The organism is Streptomyces sp. CRN 30 (assembly GCF_034105845.1).
This window is the reverse complement of sequence record NZ_JAVRHI010000022.1, coordinates 1-13,316: the sequence shown is the minus strand read 5'-3', so window position 1 is coordinate 13,316 and position 13,316 is coordinate 1. Positions and strand designations below refer to the sequence as shown.

General features: G+C 71.3%; 10 protein-coding genes. 9 read left to right on the top strand and 1 reads right to left on the bottom strand.

Annotated features, from left to right (window positions below; genetic code table 11):
• The first annotated feature begins 8 nt into the window (after positions 1-8).
• The 5 genes from UW392_RS02765 to UW392_RS02745 are packed head-to-tail and all read left to right on the top strand — an operon-like array spanning position 9 to position 6,933.
• Complete coding sequence (locus tag UW392_RS02765; protein WP_320773214.1) at positions 9-1,040, top strand: ABC transporter permease; 1,032 nt, start codon at positions 9-11, stop codon at positions 1,038-1,040.
• On the top strand, positions 1,037-1,975 hold the full coding sequence (locus tag UW392_RS02760) for a carbohydrate ABC transporter permease (RefSeq protein WP_320773213.1): 939 nt from the start codon (positions 1,037-1,039) through the stop codon (positions 1,973-1,975). Before UW392_RS02765 ends, UW392_RS02760 begins: the two co-directional genes overlap by 4 nt.
• The gene (locus UW392_RS02755) at positions 1,972-3,945 is read left to right on the top strand and encodes a beta-galactosidase (RefSeq protein WP_320773212.1); all 1,974 of its coding nucleotides are present in this window, start codon (positions 1,972-1,974) and stop codon (positions 3,943-3,945) included. Before UW392_RS02760 ends, UW392_RS02755 begins: the two co-directional genes overlap by 4 nt.
• The gene (locus UW392_RS02750; protein WP_320773211.1) at positions 3,942-6,185 is read left to right on the top strand and encodes a glycosyl hydrolase family 95 catalytic domain-containing protein; all 2,244 of its coding nucleotides are present in this window, start codon (positions 3,942-3,944) and stop codon (positions 6,183-6,185) included. Before UW392_RS02755 ends, UW392_RS02750 begins: the two co-directional genes overlap by 4 nt.
• Positions 6,186-6,219: 34 nt before the next feature.
• Positions 6,220-6,933 carry a GH12 family glycosyl hydrolase domain-containing protein gene (locus UW392_RS02745; RefSeq protein WP_320773210.1) on the top strand — a complete coding sequence of 238 codons (714 nt, stop codon included), beginning with the start codon at positions 6,220-6,222 and terminating at the stop codon, positions 6,931-6,933.
• A 20-nt stretch (positions 6,934-6,953) separates the two neighbouring features.
• Here the strand turns inward: UW392_RS02745 and UW392_RS02740 are convergent, their stop codons facing one another.
• Positions 6,954-7,973 (bottom strand): LacI family DNA-binding transcriptional regulator, encoded by a 1,020-nt coding sequence (locus UW392_RS02740; RefSeq protein WP_320773209.1) that lies wholly within the window; start codon positions 7,971-7,973, stop codon positions 6,954-6,956.
• A 246-nt stretch (positions 7,974-8,219) separates the two neighbouring features.
• On the opposite strand from UW392_RS02740, the gene UW392_RS02735 reads away from it, so the two are divergent.
• The 4 genes from UW392_RS02735 to UW392_RS02720 form a co-directional block, all read left to right on the top strand.
• Entirely contained in the window at positions 8,220-10,160 is a 1,941-nt protein-coding gene (locus tag UW392_RS02735; RefSeq protein WP_320773208.1) for an acyl-CoA dehydrogenase family protein, read from the top strand.
• Between the two features lie 94 nt (positions 10,161-10,254).
• Complete coding sequence (gene dxr, locus UW392_RS02730; RefSeq protein ID WP_320773207.1) at positions 10,255-11,511, top strand: 1-deoxy-D-xylulose-5-phosphate reductoisomerase; 1,257 nt, start codon at positions 10,255-10,257, stop codon at positions 11,509-11,511.
• 8 nt (positions 11,512-11,519) lie between these two features.
• Positions 11,520-12,812: a site-2 protease family protein gene (locus UW392_RS02725; protein WP_320773230.1), complete on the top strand. Its 1,293-nt coding sequence runs from the start codon at positions 11,520-11,522 to the stop codon at positions 12,810-12,812.
• 171 nt (positions 12,813-12,983) lie between these two features.
• Positions 12,984-13,316: flavodoxin-dependent (E)-4-hydroxy-3-methylbut-2-enyl-diphosphate synthase (locus UW392_RS02720; protein WP_320773206.1), on the top strand; the 333-nt coding region annotated here is incomplete at its 3' end.

Sequence of the window (13,316 nt, the reverse complement as noted above, 5' to 3'; positions counted from 1 at the left end):
GAACGGCCGTGTCGAACAGCACGGTGCCTCGGAGCAGGACCGAGGCCGCGACGACGGAGAAGAACCCGGCGGTGTCCGACGGCACCGCCGGTTCCCCGAAAGCACCCACCGGGAGACTGAGCCTGCGCCTGCGCTTCAGACGCGACCGCGTCCTGCTGCTCATGACGCTCCCGGCCGTCCTGCTGGTCCTGCTCTTCAACTACGTGCCGATCCTCGGCAACGTCGTCGCCTTCCAGGACTACGACCCGTACATCAGCGACAACGGGATCGTCTCCATCCTGAACAGCCCCTGGGTGGGCCTGGAGAACTTCGAGCGGATCTTCGCCGACTCGGCCTTCTGGAACGCCGTCCAGAACACGCTGATCCTCTTCTTCCTCCAGCTCCTGCTCTTCTTCCCGATCCCGATCCTGCTCGCGCTGCTCATCAACAGCGTGATCAGGCCCCGGGTCCGGGCGATATCGCAGGCCATCCTGTACCTGCCGCACTTCTTCTCCTGGGTACTGGTCGTCGCCGTCTTCCAGCAGCTCTTCGGCGGCGCCGGCATCTTCTCCCAGCTGCTGCGCGAGCACGGGTACAGCGGTCTGGACTTCATGACCGACCCGGACACCTTCGCGCTGCTCATCACCGCGCAGAGCGTCTGGAAGGACGCCGGCTGGGGCATCATCGTCTTCCTCGCGGCGCTCGCCTCGGTCAGCCCCGACCTGTACGAGGCCGCCGCGATGGACGGGGCGGGCCGCTGGCGCCGCATGTGGCACGTCACGCTGCCCGCGCTGCGCCCCGTGATCGCCCTGCTCCTGGTGCTGCGCGTCGGCGACGCCCTCACCGTCGGCTTCGAGCAGATCCTGCTCCAGCGCGACATGGTCGGCCCCGGCGCGGCCGAGGTGCTCGACACCTTCGTGTGGTGGAACGGCGTGCGCAACCAGGACTTCGGCTACGCGGCGGCCGCCGGACTCGTCAAGGGCGTCGTCAGCATCGGCCTGGTCCTCGCCGCGAACAAGGTGGCCCATCTCATGGGCGAGCAGGGGGTGTACAAGAAATGACCGCCGTCATCGACCGGCCAGTGCCCGAGAAGCCGTCCCGCTGGGGCGCCGCGCCCCGGCCGGCCTGGGAGGAGAAGCCCAGTCCGGCCGGGGTGGCGAGCAAGGGCCTGGTCCTGGCCCTGGCCTGCCTCGCGATCCTCTTCCCGCTGTGGATCGTCATCGTCACCAGCCTGTCGTCACGCAGGACCATCGACGAGGCCGGCGGACTGGTGATGATCCCCAAGGAGATCACCTTCGTCGCCTACCAGGAGCTGCTCAGCGGCGGCCAGGTCACCCGCGCCGCGGTCATCAGCATCCTGATCACCCTCGTCGGCACCCTGTTCTCCATGGCCGTCTCCGTGCTGTGCGCCTACGGGCTCTCCCGCAGCGGCTCGCTCGGCCACCGCTGGATCCTGATGCTGCTGCTGGCCACCATGTTCTTCAGCGCCGGCCTCATCCCGACGTACCTGCTGGTGCAGTCGCTGGGCCTGACCGACAGCTACCTCGCGCTGATCCTGCCGAGCGCCATCAGCGTCTTCAACATCCTCGTGCTGCGCGGGTTCTTCACCGGCATCGCGCAGGAACTGATCGACTCCGCCCGCATCGACGGCGCCGGTGACTTCCGCATCCTGTGGCAGATCGTGATGCCGCTCTCCCGCGCGGTCCTCGCGGTGATCACCTTGTTCTACGCCGTCGGCTACTGGAGCGCCTGGTTCAACGCCTCGCTGTACCTGAACGACCAGGACATGATGCCGTTGCAGAACGTCATGATCCAGCTCGTGCAGAAGCAGGAGGCCCCGGTCGGGCTCGGCCAGGCCATCAAGACGGGCGAGCTGTCGGGCCTGGCCGTGCAGATGGCGGTCATGGTGATGGCGCTGCTGCCGGTCGCCGTGCTGTCCCCCTTCGTCCAGCGCCACTTCAAGAAGGGCATGCTCACCGGGGCGGTGAAGGGATGAACCCGGACCTCGCCGCGGTCACCCGGGGCCGCCTCCTGTACGGCGGTGACTACAACCCCGAGCAGTGGCCCGAGGAGACCTGGCACGAGGACGTACGGCTGATGCGGCGGGCCGGCGTCAACAGCGTCACCGTCGGCGTCTTCTCCTGGGCCCGCCTCGAACCCCGCCCGGGGGAGTACGACTTCGGCTGGCTCGACCGCGTCCTGGACCTGCTCCACGAGCACGGCATCGGCGTCGTCCTCGCCACCCCCACCGCCTCGCCCCCGCCCTGGCTCGGCCGCCTCCACCCCGACACCCTCCCCGTCGACGAGGACGGCCGCACCGAGCACTGGGGCGGGCGGCAGCACTTCTCGCACTCCAGCGCCGTCTACCGGCGCCACGCCGCCGCGATCACCGAGGCGCTCGCCGGCCGCTACGCCGGGCACCCCGCCCTCACGATGTGGCACATCAACAACGAGTACTGCACCTACGACCACGGCGACGAGGCCGCCGCCCGCTTCCGCGCCTGGCTGCGCGAGCGGTACGGCACGCTCGACGCCCTCAACACCGCCTGGGGAACGGCGTTCTGGAGTCAGACGTACGGCGACTGGGCGGAGATCCTCCCGGCCCGCCGCACCCACTACCTGAAGAACCCCGCCCAGGTGCTGGACTTCCGCCGCTTCACCAGCGACATGCTCCTCGAATGCTTCACCGCCGAGCGGGACATCGTCCGCCGGCACACCCCGCACCTGCCGGTCACCACCAACTTCATGCCACTCTTCTTCGGACAGGACGGCTGGCGCTGGGCCGAGGAGGAGGACGTCGTCTCCGTCGACCTCTATCCCGACCCGGGCGACCCGCTCGGCGCGCAGGAGGGCGCCCTGGTCCAGGACCTCACCCGGTCCCAGGCGCGCGGCGGCCCCTGGATGGTCATGGAACAGGCGACGGGCGCCGTCGGCTGGCGCGCCGTCGACCGGCCCAAGCCGCGCGGACTGAACCGCCTGTGGTCGCTGCAAGCGGTGGCCCGGGGCGCCGACGCCGTCTGCTTCTTCCAGTGGCGGCAGTCCCGGCAGGGCGCGGAGAAGTTCCACTCCGGGATGGTCGGCCACGCCGGGGCGGACGGCCGCGTCTTCCAGGAGGCCGAGCGGCTCGGCGCAGAGCTCGGGACGCTCGCCCCGCACGTCGCCGGTACCCGGGTCACGGCCGACGTCGCCGTGCTGCACGACTGGCACGCGTGGTGGGCCGGCACCCAGGAGGCCCGCCCCTTCGCCCACGCCGACCTGCCCGTCGTCCTGCGCGCCTGGCACCGGGCCCTGTGGGAGGCCCGCCTCACCACGGACTTCGCCCACCCCGAGCACGGCCTCTCCCGCTACCGGATGGTGGTCGTCCCCCAGCTCTACCTCCTCACCGACACCGCGATCGACAACCTCCTCGCCTACGTCCGCGGCGGAGGCACCCTTGTCTGCGGGTTCCTCACCGGGGTCGCCGACGCGGACGACCGGGTACGGCCCGGCGCCATGGACGCCCGGCTGCGCGAGCTGTTCGGCATCCGCACGGTCCACGAGTGGTGGCCGCTGGCCGACGGGGAGAGGGCCGGGTGCGACGGCTTCGAGGGCACCCTGTGGTCGGAGGAGCTGGAAGCCGACTCCACGGCCGACGAGACGGTCCCGTACAAGGGCGGCGAACTGGACGGCCTGCCCGCCGTCCTCAACAAGGGCCGCGCCTGGTACGTCTCCACCCTCCCCGAGCCCGAGGCGCTGCGCGGGCTGCTCGCGGGCATCGCCGCCGACGCGGGGGTACGGCCGGTCCTGGACCGCGTACCGCCCGCGGTGGAGGCGGTACGCAGGGGAGACCTGCTGTTCCTCCTCAACCACGGCCGCGACCCGGTGACCGTGGAGGTACCGGGCACCCACCGGGACGTGCTGACGGGGGAGACCCTCACCGGCCGCGCCGGCCTGGAGCGGTACGGCGTACGGGTGCTGGCGCCGTGACCGCCGCCCCGTCGCCGGCCGGTGCCGCCACCCACCGGGCGACAGAAGCCCCCGGCCCCCGCCACGGCACCTGGGAACCCGCCCCCGCAAGCCGCTGGGAGGACGCCTACCTCAGCGGCAACGGGCGGCACGGTGCCCTCGTGTTCGGCGATCCGGACGACGACCGGGTCATCGTCACCCACCACCACCTCGTCCGCCCCAACGGCGGGGAGCACGCGCGGCCCCCGGAGCTCGCCGCCCGCCTGCCCGAACTGCGGACACGCCTGCTGGCCGGGGACCGCACCGCCGCCGAGGAGTTCACCGACGGCCGCCCGCTGCAATGGGTGCAGCCCTTCCATCCCGCGTTCCAGACCCGGCTGCGCCGCCCGCCCGGCGCCGAGCCGAGCTACCGCCGCTCGGTCGACTTCCGTACCGGCGAGACCACGGCCACCGCGGGCGGCTGGACCAGCCGCGTCTTCGTCTCCCGCGCCGACGACGTGATCGTCCAGCGGGTCACCGCCCCGCACCTCACCCTCGACCTCGCCCTGGACCACCGCCTGCCCGGGGCGCCCGCCGGGCCGGCCGTCGGCCACGGCGCCGTCCTCACCCCCGAGGGCGCCGTCCTCAGCCTGCGCCTGCGCTACCCCGACAGCGACCGCGCGTACACCGGCGTCACCGTCGCCGCCGTCACCGGCGGCACCACCCGGCTCGTCCCGCCCGGCCTCCTCGTCGAGCAGGCCGAGTCGCTGCTGCTCCTCACCCGGGTGCACCGGCACACGGGGGAGCACGACGTCATCGCCGAGTCCCGCGTCCTGCGCGACCTGCTGGCCGAGCACCCTTACGACGACCTGCTCGACCGCCACCTGGCCCACCACCGCACCGCCTACGACCGCGTCACCCTCGACCTCGCCGCGGACCCCGCCGAACGCGCCCTGCCCGGCTCCGAACTGCTCACCCGCACCGGCAGCCCCGCCCTGCCGGAACGCCTCTTCGCAGCGGGCCGCTACCACCAGCTCTCCGCCTCGGGGATGCTCCCGCCCCGCCTCACCGGCCTGTGGACCGGCGACTGGGACACGGCCTGGTCCGGCGCGTTCACCACCAACGCCAACCTCAACCTCCAGACCGCCTCCGCCGCGGCCGCCGCCCTCCCCGAGGTCACCGAGGCCCACGCCGCCCTCGTCCACGGCCAGCTGGAGCACTGGCGGGAGAACGCCCGCACGATCTTCGGCACCCGCGGCGCCGTCGCCCCCTCGCACACCGACGGCGAGAACGGGCGCACCTACCACTTCAGCCGCGAGTACCCCCTGCACCTGTGGACGGCCGGCGCCGACTGGCTGCTGAAGCCGCTCGTCGACCACGACGAGACACACGGCACCCACGACCCCCGCACCGCCGCCGCACTCCTCGAAGCCGCCCTCTTCTACGAGGACTTCCTCACCGAGGACGGCCCGGACGGGCGGCTCACCGTCGTGCCCTCCTACTCGCCCGAGAACCGGCCCGCCGACGCGAGCTGGGGCACGCTCGACGCCGCGATGGACCTCTCCGCCGCCCGGCACGCCCTGCTGACCGCCGCCGCCTACCACCCCGGACACGCCGCCCGCTGGCGCGCCCTCGCCGACCGCCTCCCGCCGCACCGGATCAATGCCGACGGCGCCCTCGCCGAGTGGGCCAGACCGGAACTGGCGGACAGCTACGACCACCGGCACCTCAGCCACCTCTACGGCGTCTGGCCCCTGGAGGAGATCACCCCGTACGACACCCCGGAGCTGGCCGCCGCCGCTCACCGCGCGCTGGAACTGCGCGGCGCCGAGAACGACTCGGCCCACGGCCACCTGCACCACGCCCTCGTCGCGGCCCGCCTGCGCGACGGCGAGCGGGTCGCGCACGCGCTCGGCGCCGTCCTCGGCGGCGACTACTTCCACGCCTCGCTCATGAGCGCGCACTACCCGCGCCGGGACGTCTACAACGCCGACGCCGCGCACACCCTGCCCGCCGTGCTCCTGGAGGCACTCGTGCAGTCCGCCCCCGGCCGGCTGGTGCTGCTCCCCGCCCCGCCGCCCGCCCTCGCCGAGGGCGAACTGCGCGGCGTACGGACCCGGTTCGGCGCGGTGCTCGACCTGACCTGGACGCCGACGGAGGCGACCGCCGTCCTCCGCCCAGACCGCACCACGCACATCGAACTCAGGACCCCCTCCGGCGACGCGGAGCCGCTCGACCTCGTCGCCGGAGAGGCCCGCGTCCTCCACCTGGAGGCGCGGTAGCCACGCGATTTTCCCGCCCGTGGAAGGGACGACCATGGCAACACGCACCCCGCGCAGAATCACCATGGCCCTGCTGGCCCCGGCGCTCGCCCTCGGCGCCACCGTCGGCCTCGCCGCCGCCCCCGCCCAGGCCGCCGTCTGGAACTCCTGCGACCAGTGGGGCAACACCACGCTGAACGGCTACATCCTCTACAACAACATCTGGGGCTCCGGCGCGGGCAGCCAGTGCGTCTGGGCCAACTCCGGCACCAACTGGGGCGTCTGGGCGAACCACCCCGACACCGGCGGCATCAAGTCCTACCCCAACTCCAAGAAGGTGATCAACAAGTCGATCACCTCGCTGACCTCGCTCAGCAGCAGCTACAACGTCACGGTCCCGTCCTCGGGCGCGTACAACACCTCGTACGACATCTGGGACACCGACTACGACTACGAGATCATGCTCTGGGTCAACTACAACGGCGCCGTCGGCCCGCTCGGCACCTCCCAGGGCAGCGTCACCCTCGGCGGCCACAGCTGGAACGTCTACAAGGGGAACAACGGCGCCAACGAGGTCTACTCGTTCCTGCGCACCTCGGACTCCAGCTCCGGCACCGTCAACATCCTCCCGATCCTCAAGTGGATCAAGGACACCAAGGGCTGGATGGGCAACGAGACCATCGGCGACGTCCAGTTCGGCTACGAGATCACCTCGTCCGCCGGCGGCCTGGACTTCGTCACCAACAACCTGACGGTCAGCGGCGGCTGAGCCGCCGCACCGCCGGGTGGTCAGGGACCGGTCCGCTCCGGGGCCGGTCCCGAACTCGCCCGCACCGTCAGCTCCGGCGGGAGCAGCACGACCTCGTCGCTGCCGCGCCCGGCGAGCTTGGCGACCAGCTGCTCCACGGCGTGCCGGCCCATCTCCTGGGCCGGCACGGCGACGGACGTCAGCCGCACCGACGCCTGCACGGCGACCTGCTCGGGACAGACGGCCACCACCGACACGTCCTCGGGCACCGCCCGCCTCTGCTGGCGCAGGAGCGCGAGCAGGGGTTCGACGGCCGCCTCGTTCTGCACGACGAAGCCGGTGGTGCCGGGCCGCTCGTCGAAGACCCGGGACAGGGTCAGGGCCATCGCGTCGTACCCGCCCTCGAAGGGGCGGTGCAGCAGCCGCAGCCCCAGCTCCCGGGCCCGGGAGCGCAGCCCCTCCAGGGTGCGCTCGGCGAACCCCGTGTGCCGCTCGTAGACACCCGGGGCCTCGCCGATGACAGCGATGTCACGGTGGCCAAGCGCGGCGAGGTGCTCCACACAGAGCGCCCCGGTCGCCCCGAAGTCGAGGTCGACACAGGTCAGTCCCGAGGCGTCGGCGGGCAGCCCGATCAGCACGGCCGGACGGTCGGTGTCGCGGAGCAACGGCAGCCGCTCGTCCTCAAGTTCGACGTCCATGACCAGCATCGCGTCGGCGAGCCCGCTGCCGGTCACGCGGCGCACCGCGTCGGGCCCCTCCTCGCCGGTGAGCAGCAGCACGTCGTAGCCGTGGGTGCGGGCGGTGGTCGCCACCGCTATGGCGATCTCCATCATCACCGGCACGTACATGTCGGTGCGCAGCGGGATCATCAGCGCGATGATGTTCGACCGGCTGCTGGCCAGGGCCCGCGCACCCGCGTTCGGGTGGTAGCCCAGCGTCCTGATGCTCTCCTCGACCCGCTGCCGGGTGGTGGTGGAGATGGACCGCTTGCCGCTGAGGACATAGCTCACCGTGCTCGCCGAGACTCCGGCGTGCGAGGCGACCTCGGCGAGGGTGACCATCCAGCTCTCCAAGCTCTGTGAAGCGCTTCGACGAGCGCATGCGAAACAGACGGGAGTGAGGGTGGTCCGACAGTAGCTTCACAGTCAGTGGGTGTCCAGAGACTCGTCGAAGCGCTTCGACACGCCGCTCGAACATGCACCGAATGGCCGCACCGAGGCTGGCGGCGCCTCACCGGATCGGGTACATACGATCCAGTAGCACCCACCGGTAACGGACCCAACCCTATGCGCGGCGAGGTGAGCCTCATGTCCGCCCCCACCACTCCCTCCTCCCCTCCCCGAGTCACCGAACGCGAGGCCCGCCGCGTCGCGGAGGCGGCCCGGGAACAGGACTGGCACAAGCCGAGCTTCGCCAAGGAACTCTTCCTCGGCCGCTTCCGCCTCGACCTCATCCACCCGCACCCGCTCCCGGCCGACGAGGACAGCCGCCGCGGCGAGGAGTTCCTCGCCAAGCTGCGCGACTTCTGCGAGACCCGGATCGACGCGGCCGTCATCGAGCGCGACGCCCGCATCCCCGACGAGGTCATCACCGGGCTGAAGGAACTCGGCGCCCTCGGCATGAAGATCGACACCAAGTACGGCGGGCTCGGCCTGACCCAGGTCTACTACAACAAGGCCCTCGCCCTCGTCGGTTCGGCCAACGCCGCGATCGGCGCCCTGCTCTCCGCCCACCAGTCGATCGGCGTGCCGCAGCCGGTCAAGCAGTTCGGCAGCGAGGAGCAGAAGGAGAAGTTCCTGCCCCGCTGCGCCCGTACCGACATCTCGGCGTTCCTCCTCACCGAACCGGACGTCGGCTCCGACCCCGCCCGCCTCGCCACCACCGCCGTACCGGACGGCGACGACTACGTCCTCGACGGCGTGAAGCTCTGGACCACCAACGGCGTCGTCGCCGACCTGCTCGTCGTCATGGCCCGCGTCCCGAAGTCCGAGGGACACCGCGGCGGCATCACCGCCTTCGTGGTCGAGGCCGCCTCCGAGGGCATCACCGTCGAGCACCGCAACGCCTTCATGGGCCTGCGCGGCCTGGAGAACGGCGTCACCCGCTTCCACGGCGTACGGGTGCCCGCCGCCCACCGCATCGGCCCCGAGGGCGCCGGCCTCAAGATCGCCCTGACCACCCTCAACACCGGCAGGCTCTCGCTGCCCGCGATGTGCGTCGGCGCCGGCAAGTGGTGTCTGAAGATCGCCCGCGAGTGGTCCGCCACCCGCGAGCAGTGGGGCAGGCCCGTCGCGCTGCACGAGGCGGTCGGCGCGAAGATCTCCTTCATCGCCGCGACCACCTTCGCCCTCGAAGCCGTCCTCGACCTCTCCTCCCAGATGGCCGACGAGGACCGCAACGACATCCGCATCGAGGCCGCCCTCGCCAAGCTCTACGGCTCCGAGATGGCCTGGCTCATGGCCGACGAACTGGTCCAGATCCGCGGCGGCCGGGGGTTCGAGACCGCGGCCTCCCTGGCGGCGCGCGGCGAACGCGCCGTCCCCGCCGAACAGGTCCTGCGCGACCTGCGCATCAACCGCATCTTCGAGGGCTCCACCGAGATCATGCACCTGCTCATCGCCCGGGAGGCGGTCGACGCCCACCTCTCGGTCGCGGGCGACCTGATCGACCCGGACAAGTCCCTCGCCGACAAGGCCAAGGCGGGCGCGAGCGCGGGCGTCTTCTACGCGAAGTGGCTGCCGAAACTCGTCACCGGAGCCGGTCAACTGCCCACCGCCTACCGCGACTTCAAACACGAGGTCGACCTCTCGGGCCATCTGCGCTTCGTCGAGCGCACCGCCCGCAGGCTCGCCCGCTCCACCTTCCTCGCCATGTCCCGCTGGCAGGGCCGGATGGAGACCAAACAGGGCTTCCTCGGCCGGATCGTCGACATCGGCGCGGAACTCTTCGCGATGAGCGCCGCCTGCGTCCGCGCCGAGCTGCTCCGCACCCGCGGCGAGAACGGCCGCGAGGCGTACCAGCTCGCCGACGTCTTCTGCCGCCAGGCCCGCATCCGGATCGAGGAACTCTTCACCCGCCTGTGGACCAACACCGACGACGTGGACCGCACCGTGGTCAAGGGGGTCCTGTCCGGCACCTACGCGTGGCTCGAGAACGGCGTCGTCGACCCCTCGGGCGAGGGCCCGTGGATCGCGGACGCCACTCCCGGGGCCAGTACCGAGGCGAACGTCCACCGTCCCATCAGGTGAGACGTGCCCCACTGGTCCCCCGGGCGGGCACCTAGGTACCCGCCCGGGGGACGCGCTGTCCTGCCGCGCCGCCGTTGCGGCAACAATGGGGGGCATGAGCGACAGCCCTGCCCCCCTCGCCGATCCCCACCTCGTCTACGACCCGGTGGCGGGAGACGGCCCCAAGGATGTGGTGATCCTCGGCTCCACCGGGTCGATCGGGACCCAGGCCATCGATCTCGTTCTGCGCAACCCGGACCGCTTCCGGGTCACCGCCCTGTCCGCCAACGGCGGCCGGGTCGCCCTCCTCGCCGAGCAGGCGTACCGGCTGCGCGCCGGTACCGTCGCGGTCGCCCGCGAGGACGTCGTACCCGCCCTGCGCGAAGCCCTGAGCGACCAGTACGGCACCGGGGAACCGCTCCCCGAGATCCTCGCCGGACCGGACGCCGCGGCGCAGGTCGCCGCCTCCGACTGCCACACCGTCCTCAACGGCATCACCGGCTCCATCGGACTCGCCCCGACCCTGGCCGCCCTGGAGGCGGGCCGCACCCTCGCGCTCGCCAACAAGGAGTCGCTCATCGTGGGCGGCCCGCTGGTCAAGGCGATCGCCAAGCCCGGACAAATCATCCCCGTCGACTCCGAGCACGCCGCACTCTTCCAGGCCCTCGCCGCCGGCACCCGCGCCGACGTGCGCAAACTCGTCGTCACCGCCTCCGGCGGGCCCTTCCGCGGACGGACGAGGGAACAGCTCGCCGCCGTCACCGTCGACGACGCCCTCGCCCACCCCACCTGGGCCATGGGCCCGGTCATCACGATCAACTCCGCCACCCTGGTCAACAAGGGCCTGGAGGTCATCGAGGCCCACCTTCTCTACGACATCCCCTTCGACCGCATCGAGGTCGTCGTCCACCCGCAGTCCTACGTCCACTCCATGGTCGAGTTCACGGACGGCTCCACGCTCGCCCAGGCGACACCCCCCGACATGCGCGGCCCCATCGCCGTCGGCCTCGGCTGGCCCGAGCGCGTCCCCGACGCCGCCCCCGCCTTCGACTGGAGCACGGCCTCCACCTGGGAGTTCTTCCCGCTCGACAACGAGGCGTTCCCCGCGGTGAACCTGGCCCGCCGGGTCGGCGAACTCGCGGGCACGGCTCCGGCGGTGTTCAATGCCGCCAACGAGGAGTGTGTCGAGGCGTTCCGCGCCGGTGCGCTGTCCTACCTCGGCATCATGGAGACCGTCACGCGGGTGGTCGACGAGCACGGCACACCGCCGTCGGGAACTTCCCTGACCGTCGCGGACGTCCTCGAAGCGGAGACCTGGGCCCGCACCCGGGCCCGGGAACTGGCGGCACAGACGGCGGAGGCCCGTGCATGACGACCTTGATGTTCATCCTCGGCATAGTCGTCTTCGCGGTCGGCCTGCTCTTCTCGATCGCCTGGCACGAGCTGGGGCACCTCTCGTGGGCCAAGCTGTTCGGCATCCGGGTGCCGCAGTACATGGTCGGCTTCGGCCCCACGCTCTTCTCCCGCAAGAAGGGCGAGACCGAGTACGGCATCAAGGCCATCCCCTTCGGCGGCTACATCCGCATGATCGGCATGTTCCCGCCCGGCCCCGACGGCCGTCTGGAGGCCCGCTCCACCTCACCGTGGCGCGGCATGATCGAGGACGCCCGCTCGGCCGCCTTCGAGGAGCTCCAGCCGGGCGACGAGAAGCGCCTCTTCTACACCCGTAAGCCGTGGAAACGGGTCATCGTCATGTTCGGCGGCCCGTTCATGAACCTGATCCTCGCGGTGGCGCTGTTCCTCACCGTCCTGATGGGCTTCGGCATCTCCCAGCAGACCACCACCGTCAGCTCCGTCTCCGAGTGCGTCATCTCCCAGACCGAGAAGCGCGACAAGTGCACCGACGCCGACGCGCCCTCCCCGGCCGCCGCCGCGGGCCTCAAGGCGGGCGACGAGATCGTCTCCTTCGCCGGCAAGAAGACCGACGAGTGGAACGAACTGTCCGACCTGATCCGCGCCAACCCCGGCAAGGAGGTGCCGATCGTCGTCGACCGGGGGGGCGAGCAGATCACCCTGCACGCGAAGATCGCCTCCAACCAGGTCGCCAAGAAGGACGGCAGCGGCCAGTACGTCCAGGGCGAGTACGTCACCGCCGGATTCCTCGGCTTCAGCGCCGCCACCGGCATCGTGAAGCAGGACTTCGGCTCCTCCGTGACCTGGATGGGCGACCGGATCGGCGACGCCGTCGACTCCCTCGCCGCCCTGCCCAGCAAGATCCCGGCGCTGTGGGACGCCGCCTTCGGTGACGGTCCCCGCGAACCCGACTCCCCGATGGGCGTCGTCGGCGCCGCCCGCGTCGGCGGAGAGATCTTCACCCTGGACATCCCGCCCACCCAGCAGCTGGCCATGGCCGTGATGCTGGTGGCCGGCTTCAACCTCTCGCTCTTCCTGTTCAACATGCTCCCGCTGCTCCCGCTCGACGGCGGACACATCGCCGGCGCCCTGTGGGAGTCGCTGCGCCGGGGCCTCGCCAAGGTGCTGCGCCGGCCCGATCCGGGCCCGTTCGACGTGGCGAAGCTCATGCCGGTGGCCTACGTGGTGGCGGGCGTCTTCGTCTGCTTCACGCTCCTCGTACTGGTCGCGGACGTCGTCAACCCGGTGAAAATCTCCTAGACACCACGCGTTCAGGGCGGCCCGGCACCGTGGGTGCCGGGCCGCATCCCTTTGAGTGGGTTTACGAGAGCGGGATGTGCTCGGCTCGTAGCGGGTGCCGTAATCTCGAAGATCGGAGCCCGGCCGCTGACGGGACCGGACCTTGATCCACGACTTGGGGTTGCACAGCAGATGACTGCGATTTCTCTCGGCATGCCGTCCGTTCCGACCAGGCTCGCCGAACGCCGGAAGAGCCGGCAGATCCAGGTCGGAACGGTGGCCGTGGGCGGCGACGCCCCCGTGTCGGTGCAGTCGATGACGACGACGCGGACCTCCGACATCGGCGCGACGCTCCAGCAGATCGCGGAGCTGACCGCCTCCGGCTGCCAGATCGTCCGTGTGGCGTGCCCCACGCAGGACGACGCGGACGCTCTCGCCGTGATCGCCAGGAAGTCGCAGATCCCGGTGATCGCCGACATCCACTTCCAGCCGAAGTACGTCTTCGCCGCGATCGAGGCGGGCTGC

Excerpts from the sequence above, each read along its gene's own strand:
- UW392_RS02760 (WP_320773213.1), top strand. The coding sequence starts at position 1,037 with ATGACCGCCGTCATCGACCGGCCAGTGCCCGAGAAGCCGTCCCGCTGG.
- UW392_RS02755 (WP_320773212.1), top strand. The coding sequence starts at position 1,972 with ATGAACCCGGACCTCGCCGCGGTCACCCGGGGCCGCCTCCTGTACGGC.
- UW392_RS02745 (WP_320773210.1), top strand. The coding sequence starts at position 6,220 with ATGGCAACACGCACCCCGCGCAGAATCACCATGGCCCTGCTGGCCCCG.
- UW392_RS02740 (WP_320773209.1), bottom strand. The coding sequence starts at position 7,973 with ATGGTCACCCTCGCCGAGGTCGCCTCGCACGCCGGAGTCTCGGCGAGC.
- UW392_RS02735 (WP_320773208.1), top strand. The coding sequence starts at position 8,220 with ATGTCCGCCCCCACCACTCCCTCCTCCCCTCCCCGAGTCACCGAACGC.
- dxr (WP_320773207.1), top strand. The coding sequence starts at position 10,255 with ATGAGCGACAGCCCTGCCCCCCTCGCCGATCCCCACCTCGTCTACGAC.
- UW392_RS02725 (WP_320773230.1), top strand. The coding sequence starts at position 11,520 with ATGTTCATCCTCGGCATAGTCGTCTTCGCGGTCGGCCTGCTCTTCTCG.